This window comes from Schaalia radingae (genome assembly GCF_900106055.1).
Lineage (GTDB): Bacteria > Actinomycetota > Actinomycetes > Actinomycetales > Actinomycetaceae > Pauljensenia > Pauljensenia radingae_A.
This window is the reverse complement of record NZ_LT629792.1, coordinates 2368270-2390375: the sequence shown is the minus strand read 5'-3', so window position 1 is coordinate 2390375 and position 22106 is coordinate 2368270. Positions and strand designations below refer to the sequence as shown.

Annotated in this window: 19 protein-coding genes; all 19 read left to right on the top strand. The window is 55.3% G+C overall.

The genetic code is table 11. The features are described 5' to 3' along the window. Positions 1-59 precede the first annotated feature (59 nt). The 19 genes from BLT69_RS10520 to BLT69_RS10435 all read left to right on the top strand — a co-directional run bounded on the left by BLT69_RS10520 (position 60) and on the right by BLT69_RS10435 (position 22105). Complete coding sequence (locus BLT69_RS10520; protein WP_092649013.1) at positions 60-1352, top strand: ApeA N-terminal domain 1-containing protein; 1293 nt, start codon at positions 60-62, stop codon at positions 1350-1352. 211 nt (positions 1353-1563) lie between these two features. Beyond that, positions 1564-2568: a hypothetical protein gene (locus BLT69_RS11155; protein ID WP_257590333.1), complete on the top strand. Its 1005-nt coding sequence runs from the start codon at positions 1564-1566 to the stop codon at positions 2566-2568. A 2-nt stretch (positions 2569-2570) separates the two neighbouring features. Beyond that, positions 2571-3515 carry a hypothetical protein gene (locus tag BLT69_RS11150; RefSeq protein ID WP_257590332.1) on the top strand — a complete coding sequence of 315 codons (945 nt, stop codon included), beginning with the start codon at positions 2571-2573 and terminating at the stop codon, positions 3513-3515. An 817-nt stretch (positions 3516-4332) separates the two neighbouring features. Next, on the top strand, positions 4333-4509 hold the full coding sequence (locus tag BLT69_RS10890; protein WP_157886421.1) for a hypothetical protein: 177 nt from the start codon (positions 4333-4335) through the stop codon (positions 4507-4509). Positions 4510-5009: 500 nt separating this feature from the next. After that, positions 5010-5654: an N-6 DNA methylase gene (locus BLT69_RS10505; RefSeq protein ID WP_092649011.1), complete on the top strand. Its 645-nt coding sequence runs from the start codon at positions 5010-5012 to the stop codon at positions 5652-5654. Then, entirely contained in the window at positions 5651-7324 is a 1674-nt protein-coding gene (locus BLT69_RS10500; RefSeq protein WP_092649010.1) for an Eco57I restriction-modification methylase domain-containing protein, read from the top strand. The genes BLT69_RS10505 and BLT69_RS10500 overlap by 4 nt, the downstream gene beginning before the upstream one ends. A 1-nt stretch (position 7325) precedes the next feature. Next, positions 7326-9881 (top strand): DEAD/DEAH box helicase family protein, encoded by a 2556-nt coding sequence (locus tag BLT69_RS10495; protein WP_092649009.1) that lies wholly within the window; start codon positions 7326-7328, stop codon positions 9879-9881. Between the two features lie 39 nt (positions 9882-9920). Further along, positions 9921-10676, top strand: coding sequence for a cyclase family protein (locus tag BLT69_RS10490; RefSeq protein WP_092649008.1), 756 nt, complete (start codon positions 9921-9923; stop codon positions 10674-10676). A 936-nt stretch (positions 10677-11612) separates the two neighbouring features. Further along, positions 11613-11933 carry a PadR family transcriptional regulator gene (locus tag BLT69_RS10485; protein WP_092649007.1) on the top strand — a complete coding sequence of 107 codons (321 nt, stop codon included), beginning with the start codon at positions 11613-11615 and terminating at the stop codon, positions 11931-11933. Positions 11934-11942: 9 nt separating this feature from the next. Next, entirely contained in the window at positions 11943-12995 is a 1053-nt protein-coding gene (locus tag BLT69_RS10480; RefSeq protein ID WP_092649006.1) for a permease prefix domain 1-containing protein, read from the top strand. 309 nt (positions 12996-13304) lie between these two features. Further along, positions 13305-13649: a hypothetical protein gene (locus tag BLT69_RS10475; protein WP_157886420.1), complete on the top strand. Its 345-nt coding sequence runs from the start codon at positions 13305-13307 to the stop codon at positions 13647-13649. Beyond that, a complete protein-coding gene (locus tag BLT69_RS10470) occupies positions 13646-13870 on the top strand; it encodes a GNAT family N-acetyltransferase (RefSeq protein ID WP_058237574.1) in 225 nt (74 codons plus the stop codon). The genes BLT69_RS10475 and BLT69_RS10470 overlap by 4 nt, the downstream gene beginning before the upstream one ends. A gap of 131 nt (positions 13871-14001) precedes the next feature. Continuing rightward, complete coding sequence (locus BLT69_RS10465) at positions 14002-14412, top strand: peptidoglycan bridge formation glycyltransferase FemA/FemB family protein (protein ID WP_092649004.1); 411 nt, start codon at positions 14002-14004, stop codon at positions 14410-14412. Between the two features lie 152 nt (positions 14413-14564). Further along, entirely contained in the window at positions 14565-15941 is a 1377-nt protein-coding gene (locus BLT69_RS10460; protein WP_092649168.1) for an anaerobic sulfatase maturase, read from the top strand. Further along, entirely contained in the window at positions 15938-16819 is an 882-nt protein-coding gene (locus BLT69_RS10455; RefSeq protein ID WP_092649167.1) for a sulfite exporter TauE/SafE family protein, read from the top strand. Before BLT69_RS10460 ends, BLT69_RS10455 begins: the two co-directional genes overlap by 4 nt. Positions 16820-17069: 250 nt before the next feature. Beyond that, positions 17070-18377 carry an ABC transporter substrate-binding protein gene (locus tag BLT69_RS10450; RefSeq protein WP_227469246.1) on the top strand — a complete coding sequence of 436 codons (1308 nt, stop codon included), beginning with the start codon at positions 17070-17072 and terminating at the stop codon, positions 18375-18377. A gap of 112 nt (positions 18378-18489) precedes the next feature. Continuing rightward, positions 18490-19590 (top strand): carbohydrate ABC transporter permease, encoded by a 1101-nt coding sequence (locus BLT69_RS10445; RefSeq protein WP_092649003.1) that lies wholly within the window; start codon positions 18490-18492, stop codon positions 19588-19590. Next, positions 19587-20660, top strand: a complete 1074-nt coding sequence (locus tag BLT69_RS10440) for a carbohydrate ABC transporter permease (protein ID WP_257525598.1) — start codon at positions 19587-19589, stop codon at positions 20658-20660. Before BLT69_RS10445 ends, BLT69_RS10440 begins: the two co-directional genes overlap by 4 nt. After that, positions 20657-22105 carry a GH1 family beta-glucosidase gene (locus BLT69_RS10435; protein ID WP_092649002.1) on the top strand — a complete coding sequence of 483 codons (1449 nt, stop codon included), beginning with the start codon at positions 20657-20659 and terminating at the stop codon, positions 22103-22105. Before BLT69_RS10440 ends, BLT69_RS10435 begins: the two co-directional genes overlap by 4 nt. Position 22106: the final 1 nt, after the last annotated feature.

Here is a 22106-nt window from a genome sequence, read left to right as displayed (position 1 = left end):
TCCGGTAGCCGCGCTGTGCCTGCAGGACGGCATCCAACGGAAAATCGGCGGTGAGGCAAATGGCGACGAAGCTGGAACCTGGTGTCGTGAGGATCGCGCACACGCGGTCGGGCGCTGAGGGATCCGACGAGGTAGTTGTTGCTGAGTTCGACACCAAGGGTGTGCTCGTGAGATGGCCACGAACCCTGGATTTAGTTGAGGCTCTCCGCCTGAATGACGACAGTCGGCAAATCCCGGACCCGCTCATTCTGCGGGATGGCGATGGATGGCTCACTCTTGCCGAGGGCTACACCGTGGGTGCGTCTGCGTCGTCTCTTGGGCACTCTCTGGAGCGCCTTCGCTACAGGCGCGCGATCCACTCCGGTGCAAACGGAGTCGATTATGTAGGGGTCAATGGGATGACCTCGGAGATCGACGGATTGGCCAAGTGGGCGAAGCTGGTTCCAGTAACAACGCAACTGATGCTGGGCGAGGAGGGAAAGGACATCGAGGGTGTTTCGATTGTGGCAAAGAACTTGGATTCGTTGTCTCTGGGAGGCCCGCTCGATCTGCAACTGTGCACTTCGTTCCGTTTCAACCCCATGCCGAAGGACGGCGTCTTCACGATCCCTACCGCTCTGCTGGTGCGAACCCTTAGCACTGAGCTTGAAAGTTGGCAGACGCACCAGCAGACGCATCGGATGATGCAAGACCTCATGTGCCTGGTATACGGCAAGCCTTGCGGATCGCGGCTGATCTCGGTGATGAGGGAAGACGACCAGGAACTGCCGCCGACAGATGAGCGTCGTTTCTGGCGAGACGCATACCAACCGTCTTTCGGTCGGACCGTCGATCCCGACCGCCAGTTGACCGACGATGATAACCCGCTTTTCTTCCTTGACGAGGCCAACGCGGATCTTGTTGCGAAGTGGCTAAATGAGTACTCGTACTGGTCTCGACCGACCTGGATCGCCATGAGTGCCCTGTTCCATCGCACCCTTCCGGTGGAGTCGCAGCTTGTTCACGTTGCCGTGGCGCTCGAAGCATTGGGCTACGCGATCGCCGAAAAAGCCAATCCCGACAAGAAAGTATCGGGAACGTATGAAGCGCTGCTCAAGAACATCTTCGACTTCCTGGGATACGAACCCGACGCTGTTGTTGGCGAGGGCGGCAGCCGTGATTCCTGGTGCAAGGCTTTCAACGAGGCCTACAAAGGAGTCAAACACGCTGACAACGATCTGACGGAAGGACGAGAAGCCTGGGTACGGACGCGGGAGGGCCTAATCCTGATCCGCTGCTGGCTCGCTGCCGCGCTTGGCGTCTCAGAGGAGCTCGTCACGCAGCGACTAGATCAGGGGCGAGTCGGGGCTTGATGCTCTGACAGGCGTCTTCAGCGGCGTCTCTCGACTTCCAGGAGGCGTGGCGCGCTGGTGTGTCGTACTGAGCTGCTCGGCGGGTTTAGTGTCCGGGGTGATCTCTACAATGAGATTGGCCAAGGAACCACGCTTCGGCCAGCCGAGGTACAAACCCGTGGCTTGATTGTATGATTGGGGGCAACTGATGGGCGAAGGTACCCTCCGACGAGTGAAGTTCTACGGCGCACAGGATTTAGCGACCTGGATGTACATGCCGCGCGTGGCTGAGCTCATCGAGAAATTTGAGAATGCTGACACGCTGACCACGACCGTGGACGCGATCGAGCTCCACAACGTCCAGCCGTACATAGAGAAGGGTTTTCTACCCCAGACTTACACGGCCGAACAACGCGCCCATGCTGAGAGCCTAGTTCCAAGGATGCGCAGCGCGGTGGCACGGTTCTTCTCTAGAGTCAACGAGTCCAACTGTGAAGCCATCGTTACTGACATCAACTATGACTACCACGCGGACCTACTCGAACTACTTGGCCGGAACAGAGCGTACGAGCGGTGCAACCCAACCATCATGTTGTCTGTACTTGATACTGCGGGCGTCCGCATTGGTCAGATGCTTGCATGCGAGAAGCTCGTGGTTGCTTACCAGCTGGAGATGCGTGAAAGGCTGCTCGCATCGCCGCAGAACGCAGAGCATGTGGTGCGCAAGTATCTGGAGAAGAACACGCGTGATGATATCCACCTGCCTGCGAATCTGACGACTAGCGATGTGCACGATTTGCTGGAGAGATACCTTGACAGTCCCGAGGCTAACCCTAACTACGTGAGGTTGATCGAGACCGCTTCATCCCAGGGTATGGTGGCGACCGGGATTGACGCCAAGCTGAAGTTGAAAGCGAAGCGCCGCAATGCCGAGATGACGCAAAAGCTCTTTGAGGAGACGGCAGGCATCAGGTTCGGTGTTGAGATGTGTCTCTCCGATACCCAAGACGAACCAGTGGTGTCCAAGTTGGACAACTCTGATGGGACAGTCGCTCAATTTAGTTACAGCAGTCGCTGGTTGGAAGAAACCCTCGACTACCCGAGTGTCCTCAATAACTTCCAGTACCTCTTCGAGTTCGCCAATCGCGAAGTAATACTGAGCTTCCCTTCGACACTTCGCAGCTCGGGGCCCTTGAAAGCTTCGTGGGTGTGCCTGGGAAGAGCGAGTACCCGGTAGGTGTGGCGTTCCGAGTCGCCGAAATGGCGTCCTTCCTGCAGACAAGGCTCTACCAGCATTTCCTAGAAGACAAGGGAATCGACTTGGAAGATGTTATCATCTGGTTCTTTAGAACCTATCTTGTGGACGAGTTCGGCGCCATGAACTTCTCGTTCACCCGCTCCACGCCCGGAAGTTCCTTTCTGGAAAGGACTAGGCACCTTTTCGTCGAAATGGAGAGTGTTTTGAACCAATTCCGTCAGTTTGTTAACAATGGTGAAATCGACCCCGACTTGCTCTCCATCAGTTCAGACCCAATAGCATACAAGCGGGTACCCAGCCTCCTAGACGGAAAGTACATCTACTCGACACATGAACAAGAAATCACAGGAATCCTCCACGCGCTTTTTTCTGACCAGTCGAGGCTAACGTGCATCAGCGATGACTTGAGAGGAACAAGCGCCGCGGAACTTCTACTCAAGAACGAGGTCAGATATGGCGATTTTGATGAATATCAACGGAGTATGGTTGATCAGCTTATCAAGCTAGGTATCCTGCAGGATACGGAGGCACAGGTGACAATCGCGAAACCGCAGCAGTTTTGCATCCTTCATTCACTGTTCACCAGTGAGGCAGTGAGTTACTTCCACCTCTCGGAGAATGGTCGTGCAGAAGCGGATTCAATGGAAAAGCGTGGGTGGGTGACCCGTCGCTCGTCCCTGCTGACGGAAGCCGAAGCTGCCTACTTCAACTTTATGCTCAATAAGGTTGAGTTCAGTAACGGGCCTGAGCTGCGCAACAAATACCTTCACGGATCACAAGTGAATGGCGATGGTGAAGGTGCCCACTTTCAGACCTACATCACCGTCCTAAAGCTCATAATCGCTCTCGTAATCAAGATGAACGATGACTTCTGTTTGTCTGCGGAGGAACAGGTGGCTGCTAAGAGCTCGGCTCTGGGTGAATAATGCGTCGAATGTGAGGACGATGCAACGTAGGCCAATGCCGAGGAAGTTCCAGTGGAGTGACTTGGTGGCTGTTACCGAGGCTCTTGATATGAGTCCACGCGGTCATTCGGCGGATACCGAACCAGCGGCAGATCGAGATCACGCGATTGTCGTTCTGCTGGGCGGTTGCGCCACGCACGAAAGTTGAGGACTCCGTTATTAAGTCCGGACGGGAGTACTGAGGTTGATTTGAGCATGGCAGCATTGACAAAGCACATTGCCGGCCTCGTGTATTGGAGCAACGACGTTAATAAAGCGAAAACCGGAGCAGTCCTAGCTGATGCGGTATTGAACGAAGCGGACGGCAACCGACACATCGCCCACGCATATGACGCGGACGGTTATCATCAAATGATGCAGCACTATTACTTGACCTGTCGCTTGCTCCCGAAGGAATTGCTGGTTGAACAGTTGAGGGCGACAGAGATAAGAAGCTGGACGTGCGAAGTTCGATCTCTATCGCGTTGATGGAAAAACTGAGCTCCTAATCTAGGCAGAGATCCTGGCAAACAGAGATCGGACTGATGCGGTGCCAAAGACGTAGGCGGAGCTGGCCGATATTACGCGTCAGATACTCACTGCTTTGGGAAAGAGGACTCGGCTGTGGGTGAGGGAGACACGGCTAAGAACACGATGATCTAGACGCTGGCTGGTGCACATAGCTCGAACCGCGTAATTTACTTATCCGCGGGAAAGTATCGGCTCAAGCAGATGGCCAGTGTGGAAGGACATACGTTGACGAAACTCGTTGACTTCTCGATTGGAGCTGTGAAGGACTATGGCATCCCTGATGCGAGACATCGCCAAGTTCAACGCAGTAGAGAAGCCAATCGGTCCCTTGGACGTGACGGATCCGGCGGGCTCAATCGACCCGTCAGGAGCACTCGCTCGATCCGAGGCAATCGAGCCGATGGAGAGAGCAGGCCGGGGCAGAGAACTGCTCCTGCTACTGTGATTAATTCAGCATCGCAGCAGTCGAATTCGAAGCAGCTCGCCAAGATCGGTCCAACAACAGCTCTGCTTTCTCAGCTTGCGCTAGCATTCCTAGATGTCGCCACTCACGGCGCCCGCATTAGGCAAGGATACAGAAGATCCCGCGGATAACTGAATCTCCTGGGATTCACTGGTCATGGCGTGCTTACGTGCATGCACCAAGCCGTGACTTCTTAGTACCGTTGAGTATCAACCCACTAAAGGTGCCGCAAACGATGCCTAGTCAGAGAAGTGCCTCTTGTAGGAGCGTAGTTTGTTTTCTTGAGGCGGTATTCTGAGGATAATATCTAAGACCGGTCTCGAGATGCATGCGGAGTGTGTTATCACAAGTTTTGTGCGTTTGACCTGACCTAGAGTTGAATGGACGGTTCATCCAAGTAATCGATGATCTGAGTTGGGCTTATCGAGAGCTATGTCGGCTCTGGAACAAGCCTGATTTTGGGATAAGGAGTGGGGTTTTTGGTGGATCAGAAGGAAATATTCGTCAAGTCTAAGGAACGGGTAACGGACCACGGTGAGGTTTTCACTCCGGCACATATCGTCAACGCCATGCTAGATCTCGTTAAAGGCGAGTCCGAACGCATCGATTCACGGTTTCTTGAGCCTGCATGCGGCGAGGGTAACTTCTTGAAGCAAGTGCTTCAGCGCAAATTAACGACAGTCCAACAGAATTATGGAAAAAACGAATTCGAACGCCGTCATTATGCCTTGCTTGCTCTCATGTGCATCTACGGAATCGAGCTATTGGAGGACAATGTGCGCGTGTGCCGGCGGGTCCTTTGTGAGATTTTTCAGGCTTTTATTGGCGTAGAGGATGCCGAACAGTGGATTCAGGCTGCTGATGTCGTACTCACCGCAAACATAGTTCAGGCCGACGCGCTGACAATGAAGACTCCTACAGGTGGGTCGTTGACGTTTTCTGAATGGGGATACCTCGGCAGAGGTAAGTTCCAGAGGCGTGATTTTAAATATGACAAACTAACTAAGAGAAGTGCATACAACGTGGCGCTTTTTGGGGAATTTAAAGAGGACGACGTTTTTCAACCGGTAACCAGTTATAAACCCATGACCGTTCGTGAAATGGCCGAAATGGGAGATGTGTTATGACGATAACGGATTTGGTCAATCATAACCCTGATGTACTGACGTGCGTTGCAAACCTTTCCAACGACGAAGTTTTTACCCCTCCGGATATTGCCAATCAGATGCTTGATCGAGTAGCGGACGCGTGGGCGAAAGATCACGACGGCGAGAATCTGTGGCAGAATCCAAAAGTCACGTTTTTGGATCCTTTCACTAAGTCTGGTGTATTTCTCCGTGAGATCACCCGTCGGCTTGTAAGCGGTCTTGTCATGAGAATTCCCGACCTGCAACAGCGTGTAGACCATATTTTGACGCGCCAAGTATTCGGTATCGGGATCACGAATCTTACCGCGTTGCTTGCACGCCGCAGTGTTTATTGTTCAAAGTGGGCTAACGGTAAACACTCCATTTGTAAGGCTTTTGAGAATGACTGGGGAAACATCTGGTTCGAACGCACCGAACATACATGGGTAGGGGGGAGTAAGGAAGTTCGCCTCGACCCACTTACCGGCGGTGACCAGACCATCTATACGCACCGACACTGTGTTTACTGCGGTGCGGGTGAGGATGACTATGCGCGCGGTAATGATATGGAATCGCACGCGTACGCCCTCATCCACACAGATGATATTAAGTCTCGTATGAACGAGATGTTTGGAGAACAAATGCATTTTGATGTTGTAATCGGTAACCCTCCCTACCAGCTCAGTGATGGGGGTTACGGAGTTAGCGCTAAGCCAATTTATCATTTATTCATCGATCAAGCAAAGAAACTTGATCCTAGATATCTAAGCATGATTATTCCGGCACGGTGGTATTCAGGAGGTAAGGGACTCGATGATTTCCGTCAAGAAATGCTTACTGATTCCCGAATTGTGGCACTCCATGACTTTCCGGATAGCCGTGATGTGTTCCCCGATGTAGATGTAGCAGGCGGTATTTGCTACTTTCTATGGGCGCAGAATCATAACGGGATTACGAGTGTCACGACCCATGTACACGGCGATGAAGACGTGTCTGAGCGCGCTTTGCTCGAACCGGGAAACGATATTTTCATTCGCAACAGTAGGGCAATATCGATTTTGCGTAAGATTTACTCAGTCGAAATGAAAACGTCGCTAGAAGAGTCGAAAACAATTCTTCCCGAGAACTTGCAAATGGCTACTCAAGTAAGTTCACGTAAGCCTTTTGGATTTCCGACTAATTTTCGAGGTCGCTCAGAAATAACTTCTACTGATTCAGTAAAGCTAGTGCGGAACAATGGGATTGATTGGATTTCTAGGAATGAAATACGAACGAGATTAGATGCGGTGGATAGGTGGAAAGTTTTCACCTCAAACGCATCTCATGATCATGCTGGCCAGCCTGATAAAACTGGAACTAGGAGGGTTCTGGGGCGAACATCTATACTTGAGCCGAATGCAGTGGTGACGGAAACATACATATTACTTGGGATTTTTGAAAGTCAGAGGGAGGCTGAAAGTTGCCTCTCTTACGTCATAACGAAATTCGTACGTTTTTTGGTAGCTTTACGCTCATCGACTCAACACATTACAAAGTCCCGGTTTAAGTATGTACCTCTGCAAAGTTGGGACCATAGTTTCTCCGATAAGGAGCTCTACTCGCGTTATGGGCTAGATGAGTCGGAGATCAATCTAATCGAGCAGTCAATACGTCCCATGAATGGTAAGTGACATGAGGAATATTTCTGATTTACTCCCACCTAAGCCCTCATCCCGGCTGCATATTTACGCGTGGACCCCAAAGAATCCGCCTGTTGACTATGAGGGACTGATCAAGGTTGGCCAGACTACAAAAGCGGATGTAAATGATCGCATTCGAGAGTCTCAGGGCCAGATGCAGCAGGAATACGAACTACATGTGGATGAGATTGCGGAGCGCGAAGATGGCGGCAATTTCAGTGATAAGGATGTGATTGCCCGTCTTGTGGCAAAAGGCTTCGAGAATCCCCCTCGCGGCTCGGCTAGAGAGTGGGTTCGATGTACTCCCGCAGACGTGAAGACCGCCATCGAAGAACTTCGCGCAGGAAAGACATACACCGGGCAACGCTATGAAACGTTCAAGATGCGTCCCGAACAAGATCGGGCAGTGAGCGAGACTTTGGCGTATTACCGCTCAATATGGCATGAGGACGGAGAAGCAACACCGAGATTCTTGTGGAACGCAAAGATGCGTTTTGGAAAGACGTTCACAACCTATCAACTGGCAAAGCGAATGGGCGCCATGCGGGTCCTTGTGGTGACTTTCAAGCCCGCTGTGCAGGATGCGTGGCAAGAGGACCTGTCCAACCACGTTGATTTTGAGGGATGGCAATATGGTAATGCGGCAACGATGAAGGGCCAACTGGATTTTGATCGCGAGCGTCCGTTCGTATATTTCGGATCTTTCCAGGACCTACTGGGCCGCGATCGTCGAACGGGCCTAATCAAGGCGAAAAACAAATGGATCCACGCAGTGGACTGGGATTTGGTCGTTTTTGATGAATATCACTTTGGGGCGTGGCGCGACTCCGTCAAGGAACTCTTTGAAGGTGAGGATGAAAGAGAAGCCGCACGAGAACTCAAAGTCGAGTTCCATGAGGGCCTGGAAACCTTCGATCAAGAACTCGATGAATTGGGTAGCAACGAGGATGAGTTCTTGCCGATCACCACGCGTGCCTACCTGTACTTATCTGGTACGCCGTTTCGCGCAATAGGGTCAGGCGACTTTATTGAAGAACAAATCTTCAACTGGACATATACCGATGAGCAACGCGCCAAACAAGAATGGGCCGAAAAACAGCCCGGCGCATGGAATCCATACGGTGCGTTGCCTGAATTACGTCTCATGACGTACCAAATGCCTGATGACTTAATTACTACAGCCCACCAAGGGGAATTCGATGAGTTCGATTTGAACGAGTTCTTTTCCGCCACCGGAACGGGCCGGGAAGCGATGTTCAAACATGAGTCAGATGTACAGAAATGGTTGGATCTCATTCGTGGAGAGCATGCTCCAACTCAACTTGACTCGCTCAGAGCTGGAACGAGACCACCATTCCCGTATGCTGATTCGCGTTTACTGCCGTATATGCAACACTCATTCTGGTTTATGCCCAACGTAGCTGCATGCCATGCGATGGCGAATCTTTTGAAGGCTCGACATAACACATACTGGCATGACTACCAGGTACTTGTAGTGGCGGGCGCAGGTGCAGGCGTGGGAATAGAGGCACTCCCACCTGTGCGGAGAGCTATTAGGGATGGACATGAGACGAAGACAATTACACTTTCGTGTGGAAAGCTGACCACCGGTGTCACGGTGAAGCAGTGGTCATCGATTTTGATGCTGCGTAACCTCGCCAGTCCAGAAACTTATTTCCAGGCAGCGTTTCGTGTGCAGTCTCCGTGGTCCATTAAGAACCCAAATGGCGACAATCCCTCAAAGGAGGAAGTCCTCAAGCCTGTTGCTTTCGTCTTCGATTTCGCACCGACTCGAGCTCTTCGGCAGGTAGCAGACTATGGTGCTGGGCTCAATCCGCAGATGTCGAACCCGGAGAATGCCGTTGCTGAGTTGGTGAGTTTCCTTCCAGTGCTCGCTTATGACGGGGCGAATATGACGCAAATAGATGCCGGAAGCATCCTTGACATCGCAATGTCAGGCACGTCAGCAACCTTATTGGCGCGCAAGTGGGAGTCTGCGATTCTGGTGAACGTAGACAACGCTACGTTGCGCAAGATTATGAACAACGAAGCCGCAATGGAAGCCATTATGAACATCGAGGGCTTCCGCTCGCTTGGGTCAGACGTCTTCGAAACGGTCGTTAACAAGAGCGAGTCAGTGTCGAAAACCAAGAAGCAAAAAGGCGACACTCTTTCAGGAGACAAAAGAAAGGAACTTACAGCAGAGGAAAAGGAATACAAGTCCAAGCGCAAGCAGATTCAAGAGAAGCTCATCAAGTTCGCTACGCGCATTCCGGCATTTATGTACCTGACAGACTTCCGGGAAAATACGTTGCAAGACGTAATCACAAAAATAGAGCCTGACTTGTTCAAGACAGTAACTGGTTTGACAGTTGATGATTTTCATCTCCTCGTAGACTTGGGGGTATTCAACTCGATCCACATGAATCAGGCCGTTTTCGCGTTTCGTCGTTATGAGGACGCATCGCTTAGCTACACAGGCATCCGCTCGCACAAAGAGCTCAGAGATGTGGGCCTCTTCGACACAGTCATCACTCTTGAGGACTGAAATATCGCGGCGTGCACCGACGAAAGTGCGGAGGCGGACATGACACCTCAGATCATTGACCTGGAACAGCAACGCTTCGACGGTATGCCAGTTTTGGGATCCCACCGACCCGGATACTCCTACCATCTGTACCGTCGCCACAAAGACACCCTGCGCGAACAGCCCGGCACACTGCCGCGCTCCAGCGCCTCCGGCGTGATCGTCATGAACGAGCACGCCGGAACACACATCGACGCGCTATGCCACCAGGCAGACGATCTGCACTTCTACGGGTGCTCATCTCGCGCAGACACCCTCGAAAATTACGACGGATTTTCAGAAGGAGGCGCGGAAAGCATTCCCATCATTGATGCGCCCGGCGTGCTGCTCGACGTGGCCGCGCGATCAGAAAACGGTCGCGTCCCACCCAGAACCCAGGTCACCGCGCAGGACCTCGAAGACTGTGCACGCGACCAACGCACCCACATCGAACCGGGAAGCGTGATCTTTGTTCGACTGGGCAACGACATCAACTGGGATAATGCCGAGCGCCACCTCGACGGCCCCGGCATTCACCCGAGTGCGTCTCAATGGCTGGCGACGTATCGACCAATTGCGGTAGGCACTGATAATGTCGCGTGGGACCTGCCCGGACTGAGCCGATGCCGGCTGGGCGGAAGTATCCTGATGCGTCGCCAGGTCAGATTCGCCAGCGTCAGTGGCCCCAGTGGAACATCCACTGATCAGCGCAATCGATGCACTGATGGTCACCAGAGTCTTCGCCAGGTGGCGCATAAACGCACTCTCACTTTCTAACAGTGAATTAGGAATTGCTTAGTTACGTTAGGCACAACTTTTAATGAAAGCAACATCGATGAGCGTGATCTGCCCTGCACCCCCTGATCCGCCACGCCGGCGCTCGCCTTAAACACTGCGCGTAGCGCACACTGTCCGAACTTTTCGCTCGCCTCCGCAATCCGCCATGCCAGCGCTGACCGTCGGCGCTGATCGTCAAGCAGCCGTCTGCGTGCACAATCTCCTCAATCTAGAGGAGAAAAACGCACAATCCCCTAGATTTAAGGGAAGAAAATGCACGAAGCCCTAGATTTAGGCAGAAAATTGCACAAACCCCTAGGTCAACAAGGTCTGTCGCGGGCGTCGCTGAAGCTAATGCCGGCTGACGTGGACACATGGAAAAGAGTGCTGAAAAGGCTCTCTTTTTTCCAGGGCATCGTGCACGAGGTCGCCTTAGATCTAGGGGAATGTGCATGTGGTGGCCTTAGATCTAGGGGAATGTGCACAACGAGGCGTCAAATTTAGGGTTTTGTGCGAGGAAGCGGCGGGACTGGGTTGGAGGTGCGCAAGAGACGGTGAGTGGGGTGAATGAGCCGAGGATTCGGCGCGATGGGAGTGGTGGACGAGGGGAAGTCGCATGATCAACACTGATGCGAGAGGTGTCGATATTGCACGGAATCCGGGCGAGCGAATTCGATTCGATCGACACTGATGCACGAGGTGTCGACGGCTTCGGCCTCTAGGAGGTGCAGCGCGTGATCTTCGGCTCAGTCGCTGCCAACACACGTAAGGCGGAAATCACCGCACCATGAAGTGACCCAAACTACTTGATGTGACGTAGTAGTAGGTGTACAGTGTTTACTACATCAGACGTAGTACTTCACATGGAGTACTTGCTGAGGGGCATACACATCACCACAACAGTGCGGCGACGGGATCACAAAGGGAGGAACCCACATGGTCAGTAGTGAAGTTCTGCGCGGATGCACGGAACTGATGATTCTGCGAGTTCTGCTCGACTCGGACAGCTACGGCTACGAAATATCCAAATCCATCACCGAACTGAGCAACAGTGACTTCGTCATGAAGGAAACGACGTTGTACTCCGCATCCAAGCGCCTTGAAAAAGGCGGATATGTGACCTCGTACCCCGGCACCCGAACCGGCGGAAAACCTCGGACTTACCTCCATATCACCACAGAAGGACGTACCTATTACCATGACAAGTGCTCCGAGTGGAACGACACCAAAACCCTCGTTGATCAATTCATTCGTTGAGGAGTAATCATGAAAGCCATCAAGCAATATCTCGAGTACATGTTCTCATCCCTTCCCCACACCCCTGAAACCGACCAGGCCCGCAGTGAAATGCTCGAGCTGATGGAAGACAAATACGACGAACTCCTGGCGCAGGGACTGCCCGAACACTACGCACTGTCCCAGGTCATCGCTGACTTCGGAGATGTTGATGAGTTGGCAGCAGAATTGGGAGTAGCCGCTCCAGCCCAGGCCGCATCACCCCAGTCGGCAGCGGCAAGCCAGGTGGACGATCCCCAGGTGACAGCACCGACCGAGCGCACAGTCACCCTGGCTGATACACCGATTCAGATCAGTCCTGAACGAGCCGCCGAGTTCATTGAGCATCGACGCAAACGGGCACGCCCCATCGCCTTGGGAGTGGCAGCATTTATCCTGTCTCCAATCGCTTTGATCTGCGGTGGCATGGTGGCTGACGGACGCGGCGAGACCGTTGAGATGATCGCTGGTGCCATCGGATTGACAGTAGTGGCAATTCTGGTCTGCCTCGGACTGTACTTCATGCTGAAAAACCCCTACTCAGGTGAGTATGAGGACATGTCGAAGAAGGTTCTGGCGCCCACCATTGCCGCAACGTATCGAACTGAGCAGCAGAAGAAGGAGTTTAAGCCGACATATTCGCGTGCCGTTACGATCTCCGTGATCTCCTACATCGTCGGGCTACTGATTTTGATACTTGGCAGTATACTGTCGGACGTGTTCGGGGACGGGATACTGGCAATCTGCTTTGCTCTCTCCCTGATCGTCTTCGCCGTCGCGACCTACAGCATTACTGCAGTTCAGACTGTTATGAACGGCATGAACGTCATCTTGCAGGTTGAAGAGTACGACCTGGCCAAGAAGACCTCACACAGCCCTCTGGGCATGATCAGCGGAGTGTACTGGCTGCTGACCGTTGCAATCTTCCTGGCGGTGTCATTCCTGGGCAGTTGGGAAACCTCGTGGCTGGTGTGGCCGATCGCCGGACTGATTTACGGCGCGATCGTGGTGGCCACGAACTACATGTTCAGCACGGAAAAGTAGAAGCATCGCAATCATCTGAGCTTCACCCCGACGAACGGTCTCTCGAGTGGCCTGATCGGCGGGGTGAGGTGTCATGGGCCGGGGCCTTTGTGGTGTCAGCCTCAAGTGATCACAGTGAGATCCTCGGGATGATCCAAATGCTACGATGAGGAATTGCAACTCGTTACTGAACCGTTGTTGTCCGTTGAGGATCTCGAAAGATTCGGCGCAATATCCGCCTACAGTGACGTTTTTCCAATGAGTATGGCCGGTTGGTGGGATACGGATCATCATCCCTGCTCCGTAGGTCAGACACAGAAGGTGAGCGTCGTGAGTCACAAAGAAAAAAGCGCGCCCGTTTCGCGCGACCCTTACACTGCAGCGGAAGTATCGGCTGATTCGCATATCCAGACACTGACTGACGAGGAATACGAGGCATTCCTGTCACGTGCGCAGTCATTGGTGCCGATCGAGGCGACAGTGCAATGGGATCGCGTGGACGCACTGCATGAGGGCCGCGACCTTTGTGAGGGGTCCCGCCACCTGTGGACTGATGGGCACTATGAAGCAGTCTTAACCTTGAAGTCGTATGAGACTCATCGTGTACCGTTCCTGTGGTCTCGTGGCGGGCCGGTCTGGAATGAGCGCCCCCTGCCTCAGTTGAACGACGCATGATCGATGACCTAGCCGCGTACGTCAAGAAATCACGCAGTGATGCCACGTTCCTCAGAATTGTGGCGAGCCTTCAGGCGCAGTGCCTGCCGTGCAGCGATGCCGTGGCCTACGATCGTACGGTGATGCTGGACCTTAAGGGCGATGAGGACTCCGATGTGCTCGCTCGCATGAAAAAACGAGGGCGACGCGACGCGCGGAAAGCCCTGCGCGAGATCGATTAGAGTGCTATTCACACCTATACCTCTTTGAGCGCTGAAGAATTTCGCCCTCTTGTCGAGATCATGAACAATCTCGGCAGCGCGGAACACTTCGCCACCTTCACGGGCGATTACTACCATGACTTCCTGACTGCATTGGCACAGGGGATGCGGCAACACTGATCACCTACGCCCCCGAAGGTCAATCTTCGGCCTGGTTGATGATGACCCATGCGCACGACCTCGCCACCTACTACTTTGCCGCTGCCACGCCTCAGGCCAAACGCGAACTGGCTCCCGACGCCTTGGTGTGGAAGATGATTCAGGTGGCCCGCGAACGCAAGTGCCACACCCTGGATCTGATGGGAATCGGCTCAGAAAACGCTCCCCAGTTCGCCCACCTCGATACGTTCAAGACGAAATTTGCTGCCGAACCGACACAGGTGTGGACGTGCGGGGAAATCCCGATCAACATGCTTCGTTACCGCCTGGTCCTGCGTCTCACCGAACTGCGTGATCAGCTGGCGCGCATTCGAACAGTGATGCGGCACGCCCCTCGTCAATAACGAGGGAGCCAACTGTCGGGCAGGGACGCGACCACTGCACGATGTGACGTTGCATAAGACATCCCGCCCGGGCCTTGATGCGGTGGCGCCTGAGCGAAAACCGTGACTACGCTGGATCAAAACGGCTGACGATGAACGGACAGGAGGTATCCATGACACGCGGAGCACCTCCAGCGCCGGATCCCGAACCCGCAGCAGACTCTGTGCCGGCACTGACACCACTGCCGTTTCCACATGTGCGCACCGAGGCCCCTTCCCTCGATGGGACACCTCTGGCACGCGAAAGATTTTCTTTCTCCGTCGTTGCCAAACCCTCTGGTGCGGCGTGCAACCTCGACTGTCAGTACTGCTTCTTCCTGTCGAAGGAACTGCTCTACGACGTGCCACGCCAACGCATGAGCGAGGACACGCTGGAGCGTTACATCGCAGAGTTCCTGGCCGCCAGCGCCGACGGCGAGGTGACGATGCTGTGGCAAGGTGGCGAGCCCACCTTGCGCGGACTCGACTTTTTCAGACGTGCCGTCCAGCTGTGCGAGGATTACCGCCGCCCCTCGCAACGCGTTGTCCACGCGATTCAGACCAACGCCACTCTGATCGACCGCGACTGGGCGCAATTCCTGGCCAAGCACGACGTCCTGGTTGGTGTCTCGATTGACGGGCCTGAGGCTCTGCACGATGCGTACCGACTCAATAAGGGTGGCCGCGGAACACACGCGATGGTGATCCGAGGGTGGCGATACCTGCAGGAAGCCGGTGTGCGCTGCAATGTCCTATGCACTGTTCACCATGCGAACGAACACCACGCCCGCGAAGTGTACGAGTACTTCCGCGATGAGCTGGGTGCTGAGTTTATGCAGTTCATTCCCATCGTGGAGCGCGTCGACCCCGAATATGCTGATCTGGCTGAAAACGGCTGGCGCGGCGAAGGGGAGCGCGCTCCGAGCGTGCTCTACCGTCAGCATGGCTCGGATGTGACATCACGCAGCGTGGACCCTGAGGCGTACGGCCAGTTCCTCTCCACCGTTTTCGACTGCTGGGTTAAGCGCGATGTGGGGCGCGTCTTCGTCCAGGATTTCGATTCAGCCTTGTCTGCGCTTTTCGGTGCCGCGTCGGTGTGCGTGCATGCGCCCGAGTGCGGATTCAACTTCGCCATGGAATTCAACGGCGATGTGTACGCCTGCGACCACTGGGTTGAACCTGACTGGCTTGTGGGAAACGTGGCGTCGGACGCGTTTGCTGACCTGGCCCGAACTGACACGATGGGCCGCTTTTCACGCAAGAAACGCCTTGAGCTGACCGGACAGTGCCGGCGTTGCCCGTACCTGCAGCTGTGTTACGGCGGATGCCCGAAGGACCGCTTCGTTCGCTCGGTCGACGGAGAGTACGGGCAGAACTATCTGTGCGCCGGATACGAGCACTTCTACCGACACATCAGCGCTGACCTGGAGCGCATGGCGGGCCTGATTGTCTCGGGCCGGCCCGCCAGCGACATTATGAATGACACGCGAAAGGGAACATGCAGGACATGATGAACATTGTTGCAGCGTTGGCAGTCGGATTAGCGGTGGGTGTCGTGGTGGGCACGCTGGGCGCCGGCGGCGGCATCTTGTCCGTCCCGATCCTGGTGTATCTGCTGGGGCAGAGCCCCCATTCTGCCGCCGCGTCGTCACTGATCATCGTGGCTCTGACCGCCGTCGTGTCAATCGTTGACCACCTGCGCCACGGACGGGTCCGAATCAAGGAAGGGCTCATTTTCGGAGCCCTGTCGTGCATCGGGTCCCTGGCCGGTTCACGCCTGAGCGTGCTGGTAGACGGCACCATCCTCATGCTCTGTTTTGGCGCATTGTTGCTGTGCGTGGGCACGCTCATGATCTGGCGAGTGCTGCGCCGTGCCGGATCGTCATCTGGCAATGCGTCCGCAGATGCCCTCGACGATACTCTCGCTGACGGTACTGATGGTGACGATGCTGACCCGTCCTCCACCCGTATTGACGAGGGTGCCCGCGCGCCTCGTCGTCTTTTCTCACTGGACGGCGTCAACGTCTGGGCACCGATCGCTGCGGCAACACTGACAGGCTTCCTGACTGGCTTTTTCGGTGTCGGCGGCGGGTTCGCGGTTGTTCCGATGCTGCTGCTGGTGCTGAAATTCCCGATCAAGGAAGCGTCAGGCACGTCGCTGTTGATCATGATCATTGCCTCAGCGATGGGGCTGCTATCTCGGGTGGGAACTCACGTGAGCGTCGACTGGGTTGTGACACTGTCGTTCGCAGCTGCCTCAATGGTGGGTGGAATCTTCGGCGGAAAACTGACCACTCGAGCCAAAAACAGCACCCTGACACTGGCTTTCGGTGGACTGCTGTTAATCGTCGCCGTAGCGACGCTGGTCTCCACAGCTTTGGCGCTGTGAGCGACGACTGCCGTCAGACACGAGGAGTACCGGCGACAGCCTGAACACCCGCCTTGTGAAAGGTGTTACTAAATCGTGTCCGTTTAACGGTTGCAGCCTGCGCACTATGGTGGCAGGATGGGAAACATCCTGTTGAGAGCGCTCTCAGCCTGTGAACACAATGAGAGAGCGCTCCCAAAGGTGGCCTTATCAGGGCGCTGGTCCATGCGCATCGGCAATGGACGACACCATCACATACGAAGGAGTAGTTGTGAGATCGAGAAAAATGATGGGCACCATCGGAGTGTTCTCAATTGGCGCACTTGCGTTGGCAGCCTGCTCGTCAGGCGGAGGATCGGAATCTTCAGCATCAGGCGAGGCTGGCGGCGGATCAGACGGCGACATCACGCTGACTGTCGCAACATTCAACGAATTTGGCTACGACAACCTCTTTGACGAATACATGGAGTCACATCCGGGCATCAAGGTCGAGCAGAAGAAAGCGGCCACCTCGAACGAAGCCCACGACAACATGCTCACCCGTCTGGCAGCAGGATCCGGCCTGTCGGACATCGAAGCAATCGAAGTGGACTGGTGGCCCGAACTGAAGCAGTACCCAGATGAATTCGTCGATTTGAGCTCACCTGACGTTGAGGGTCGCTGGCTGGACTGGAAGGCCGAAGCTGCGATGACTGAAGATGGCAAGCTGATGGGATACGGCACGGATGCCGGTCCGGAAGCCATCTGCTACCGCGCAGACATGTTCGAAAAAGCCGGCCTGCCAACTGATCGCAATGAGGTGGCCAAGCTGCTGGAAGGCGACTGGGACAAGTACTTCGAAGTCGGCAAACAGTTCGTCGAGGCAACCGGAATTCCGTGGTTTGACGGTGGAACCGGTACCTACCAGGGTATTTTGAACCAGGTTGAACAGCCCTTCGAAGAGTCTGACAACACCGTGATCCCGCTGGACCAAAACGACACCATCAAGAAGGTGTACGACCAGGTACTGAAGGCGTCGGTCGAGGATAACCTGTCTGCCCACCTGTCACAGTGGTCGGAAGACTGGACCAACGCATTCCAGAATGATGGTTTTGCCACGATGCTGTGCCCGCCGTGGATGCTCGGCGTTGTCGAAGGAAATGCTGAAGGCGTCGAAGGCTGGGACGTGGCTCCTGTCTTCCCCGGTGGCGGTGGCAACTGGGGCGGCTCCTACCTGACTGTTCCTGCGCAGGGCGCACACCCGGAGGAAGCCAGGGAACTCGCAGCCTGGCTGACCGCACCCGAACAGCAGATCAAGGCATTCGAGACCAAGGGCAACTTCCCCTCGCAGCTGGAAGCACTGGATTCTCCGGAGCTGACCGAATACACCAACGAGTTCTTCAACAACGCTCCGATCGGGCAGATCTTCTCTGACATGTCGAAGAAGATCACGGTCCAGCCGTACAAGGGACCCAACTTCTTCGCTCTGACCACGCTGGTCACCGACGGCATTACGCGCGTCGATGTCGACAAGACTGATGATGCCCAGGCGTCCTGGGACAAGGTTATTGCTGAATACAACCAGCTTGATCTTCAATAACTCCTCACTGTGAGACTGTGGCGGGCTCAAAATGGGCCCGCCACGGTCCCCAGCTCATCGGATCCATCTTGCACATTCGTGCTTTTCTACCTGAAAGAACGCAGGAAAACCCATGTCGAGCGATGCTGCCACTGCGCGCGTTACATGGCGAGATCGTCTCAGTAGATTCGAGTACAAAGCCTCTCCGTATCTGTACATTTCGCCATTCTTTATTGTTTTCTCCGTGACCGGATTGTTCCCCCTGGTCTATACAGCCTGGGTGTCCGTCCATAAATGGCACCTGATCGGTGGGGATAAAGGGTTCAACGGAGTTGAAAACTACGCAGCCGTTCTGGACCATTCAGTCTTCTGGATCGCGCTGCGCAATACATTCTCAATTTTCTTACTGTCCTCAGTTCCGCAGATCATCGCCGCGATATTCATTGCCTGGGTGCTCGATGCCAACTTGCGTGCCAGGACATTTTGGCGCATGGGTGTGCTGCTGCCTTACGTTGTGGCGCCTGTGGCCGTGGCCCTGATCTTTTCGAAAGTTTTTGCTGACCAGTCAGGCATGATCAACACGCTGCTGGGCATGGTGGGCATCAGTCCGATCGGCTGGCATGCCAACGCTTTGGCCTCCCATATCGCTATTGCGAATATGGTGAATTTCCGCTGGACGGGGTACAACGCTCTGATTCTTCTGGCCGCCATGCAGGCTATTCCGCGTGAACTGTACGAAGCGGCAACCGTTGACGGGGCAGGCCCTGCCCGCCAGTTCTTTTCGGTGACGATCCCGCAGCTTCGATCGACCATTATTTTCGTTGTCATCACCTCCACTATCGGCGGTCTGCAGATCTTCGACGAGCCGCGCATGTACGACACGATGGGTGGTGGCGGCGCCGACAACCAGTGGCTGACCCTGACGATGTACCTGTACCAGGTCGGGTGGGGCGCGCAAAAGAGCTTCGGTAAGGCATCTGCCGTGGCATGGCTGCTCTTCCTCATCATCGTTTTCTTCGTGGCGATCAACTTCCTCCTGACCAAGCGAATTTCCTCCTCCGGTCGAAGGATTTCCCGTGCTGAGAAGCGCGAGGCGCGTCGGCGCGCCGTCGAAGCACAACATCGCTCCGACAAATCGGGTGCGCAGCACGAACTGGTTGCCACCTCGGCCGCACACTCCGATCACCGTTCGGCACATTCAACTTCTGCAGGGAAAGGAGCTGACCTGTCATGAGTACTCTTGAAGGCGCTTACCAGCCGTCGATTGCCATGATTGAGCAGCGATGCGGCAAAAGGGCTGCGCGCGCAGCGGCGCGCGCGAGAGCCAGGCAAGACCGTCGTCGCACCATCAGGGCACGGACTCAGGAAGGAAAGAGCCAAGCTGCCTCGTCAGTTCAATCAACTGCTTACGAGCTCTCCGAACCTGTGCGGAAAAAGCGTGGCCGGCGCGCGGACACACCCGAACACCGTGGTTTCGGCACGACCCAGCGGCCGCGGTGGTACAAGTACGCACTGCTGGTAGTGATCCTGCTGATCTCTGCTTACCCGCTGTACTTCGCGTTTTTGCTCGCTTCGTCCACCGCGCCTGACATTGCCAAGAATCCGATTCCGTCCCTGATTCCGGGCGGGCACCTGATCGAAAATATTCAGCGCGTCCTCAACTCCGACATCAACGTGTGGGGGGCGTTCATCAACTCGGTGATCGTCGCAGTGATCTCGTCCGCCTCTGTGGTGTTCTTCTCGATGCTGGCGGGTTACGCGTTTTCGAAGCTGCGTTTCCGCGGGCGTGAACCACTGCTGACCTTCATCATCGCGACGATGGCGGTGCCCGCACAGCTGGGCGTTGTCCCGCTGTTCATGGTGATGACAAAACTGGGATGGAGCGGCGAACTCGTCTCCGTCATTGTGCCGGGCATGGTCAGCGCATTCGGCGTGTTCTGGATGACGCAGTACATCCGCGACGCACTGCCCTACGAACTGATCGAGGCAGCCCGCGTGGATGGCGCCTCCATGTTCCGCACGTTCTGGTCAGTGGCGATTCCAGCTGCACGACCCGCCGCGGCGATGCTCGCCCTGTTCACGTTCGTCGGCTCATGGACCAACTTCTTCTGGCCGTTCATCGTTCTGGGCGCGAAAAACCCAACACTGCCCGTTGCACTGCAACTGCTGCAAGCCTCCTACTTCAAGGACTACTCCCTGATCATGGCAGGCGTCGTCGTGGCAACGGCACCACTGATTATTCTGTTCTTCCTGGCCGGACGACACCTCGTCTCCGGCGTCATGCAAGGAGCTGTCAAAGGATGACCACACTCACTTTCCCTGAAGATTTTCGATGGGGCGTCGCCACCGCGGCAGCTCAGGTTGAAGGCGGCGCATACGAGGGCGGGAAAGCTGCGTCCATCTGGGACGTTCACTGCCAAACCCCGGGCGCCATCATCGACGGATCCACTATCGACGTCGCATGCGACCACCTCCACCGCATGAAAGAAGACGTCGCCTTGATGAAAGACCTCGGTGTCGGCACCTACCGATTCTCCGTGTCGTGGGCGCGGGTCATGCCTGACGGGCACACTCTCAACGAAGAAGGCCTGGCGTTCTACAGTGACCTGATCGATGAGCTACGCGCAGCGGGAATCAAGCCGTGGCTCACGCTCTACCACTGGGATCTGCCGCAGGTCCTGCAGGACGAGGGCGGCTGGACAAACCGCCACACCGCCGAACTGTTCGCTGATTACGCAGCCGCCGTATACGACCGTTTTGGCGCCCGCGTGGACGTGTGGACAACGCTGAACGAACCGTGGTGCTCGTCATTCCTCAGCTACGCATGCGGTGAGCATGCACCCGGTCACACCAGCCCTGATGAGGCTGTGGCGGCGGCGCACCACCTGCTGTTGGCGCACGGACTGGCGATACGTGCCATCGACGCCCTCGCCAATGAAAAAGGTGAGGAGCCGACGCGTGGAATTACCTTGAACTTCACTGTCGCACACCCCGCTGACCCGGATAGCGAGGCTGATCGTGATGCCGCCAGACGAATTGACGGGCTACACAACCGTATCTTCCTCGACCCCATTTTCCGCGGCGAATACCCTGCTGACGTGGTCGAAGACATGCGTCTGGAAGCCGACATCATGCAGTATGTACGCCCCGGAGACATGGAGACGATTCATGTGCCGATCGACGTGCTGGGCGTCAACTTCTATAACGGAATGGCAGTGGCCGCACCTGAGGATGGATACAGGAAATCGGTGCCTGCACCGAATGCGCAGGGAGTGCTGCGTTCCAGCCCGGAAGTCGGTTCATCGTCTGTGCGCGTAGTCTCGCGCAACTTGCCGCTGACAGATATGGGATGGGAAGTCGACGCTCACGACCTGTACCTGCTGCTCACCGACCTACATCAGAAATACACCGGGCCGGCAGGAGCTGACCTTGTGGTGACCGAGAACGGTGCCGCCTACCCTGATGCTGCTGATGAGCACGACTACGTTGACGATTCACACGACCGTTTGGTGTACATTCGTGATCATCTGGCAGCTGTTCACCAGGCAATTGACGAGGGCGCCCGCGTGCGCGGCTACCTGGAATGGTCACTGATGGACAATTTCGAATGGGCATTGGGATATTCGAAGCGATTCGGCATCGTGCGCGTCAACTATGACACGCTCGAGCGAGTACCGAAGGCTTCAGCGCTGTGGTACCGCGACGTCATGCGCACCGGAACGCTGGAGATTCCAGACGCCCAAGAATAGA

Coding starts and splice junctions, on each gene's coding strand:
- BLT69_RS10490 (WP_092649008.1), top strand. CDS start 9,921: ATGACACCTCAGATCATTGACCTGGAACAGCAACGCTTCGACGGTATG.
- BLT69_RS10460 (WP_092649168.1), top strand. CDS start 14,565: ATGACACGCGGAGCACCTCCAGCGCCGGATCCCGAACCCGCAGCAGAC.
- BLT69_RS10470 (WP_058237574.1), top strand. CDS start 13,646: ATGATCGATGACCTAGCCGCGTACGTCAAGAAATCACGCAGTGATGCC.
- BLT69_RS10480 (WP_092649006.1), top strand. CDS start 11,943: ATGAAAGCCATCAAGCAATATCTCGAGTACATGTTCTCATCCCTTCCC.
- BLT69_RS10455 (WP_092649167.1), top strand. CDS start 15,938: ATGATGAACATTGTTGCAGCGTTGGCAGTCGGATTAGCGGTGGGTGTC.
- BLT69_RS10495 (WP_092649009.1), top strand. CDS start 7,326: ATGAGGAATATTTCTGATTTACTCCCACCTAAGCCCTCATCCCGGCTG.
- BLT69_RS10520 (WP_092649013.1), top strand. CDS start 60: ATGGCGACGAAGCTGGAACCTGGTGTCGTGAGGATCGCGCACACGCGG.
- BLT69_RS10440 (WP_257525598.1), top strand. CDS start 19,587: ATGAGTACTCTTGAAGGCGCTTACCAGCCGTCGATTGCCATGATTGAG.
- BLT69_RS10445 (WP_092649003.1), top strand. CDS start 18,490: ATGTCGAGCGATGCTGCCACTGCGCGCGTTACATGGCGAGATCGTCTC.
- BLT69_RS10435 (WP_092649002.1), top strand. CDS start 20,657: ATGACCACACTCACTTTCCCTGAAGATTTTCGATGGGGCGTCGCCACC.
- BLT69_RS10890 (WP_157886421.1), top strand. CDS start 4,333: ATGGCATCCCTGATGCGAGACATCGCCAAGTTCAACGCAGTAGAGAAG.
- BLT69_RS10500 (WP_092649010.1), top strand. CDS start 5,651: ATGACGATAACGGATTTGGTCAATCATAACCCTGATGTACTGACGTGC.
- BLT69_RS10485 (WP_092649007.1), top strand. CDS start 11,613: ATGGTCAGTAGTGAAGTTCTGCGCGGATGCACGGAACTGATGATTCTG.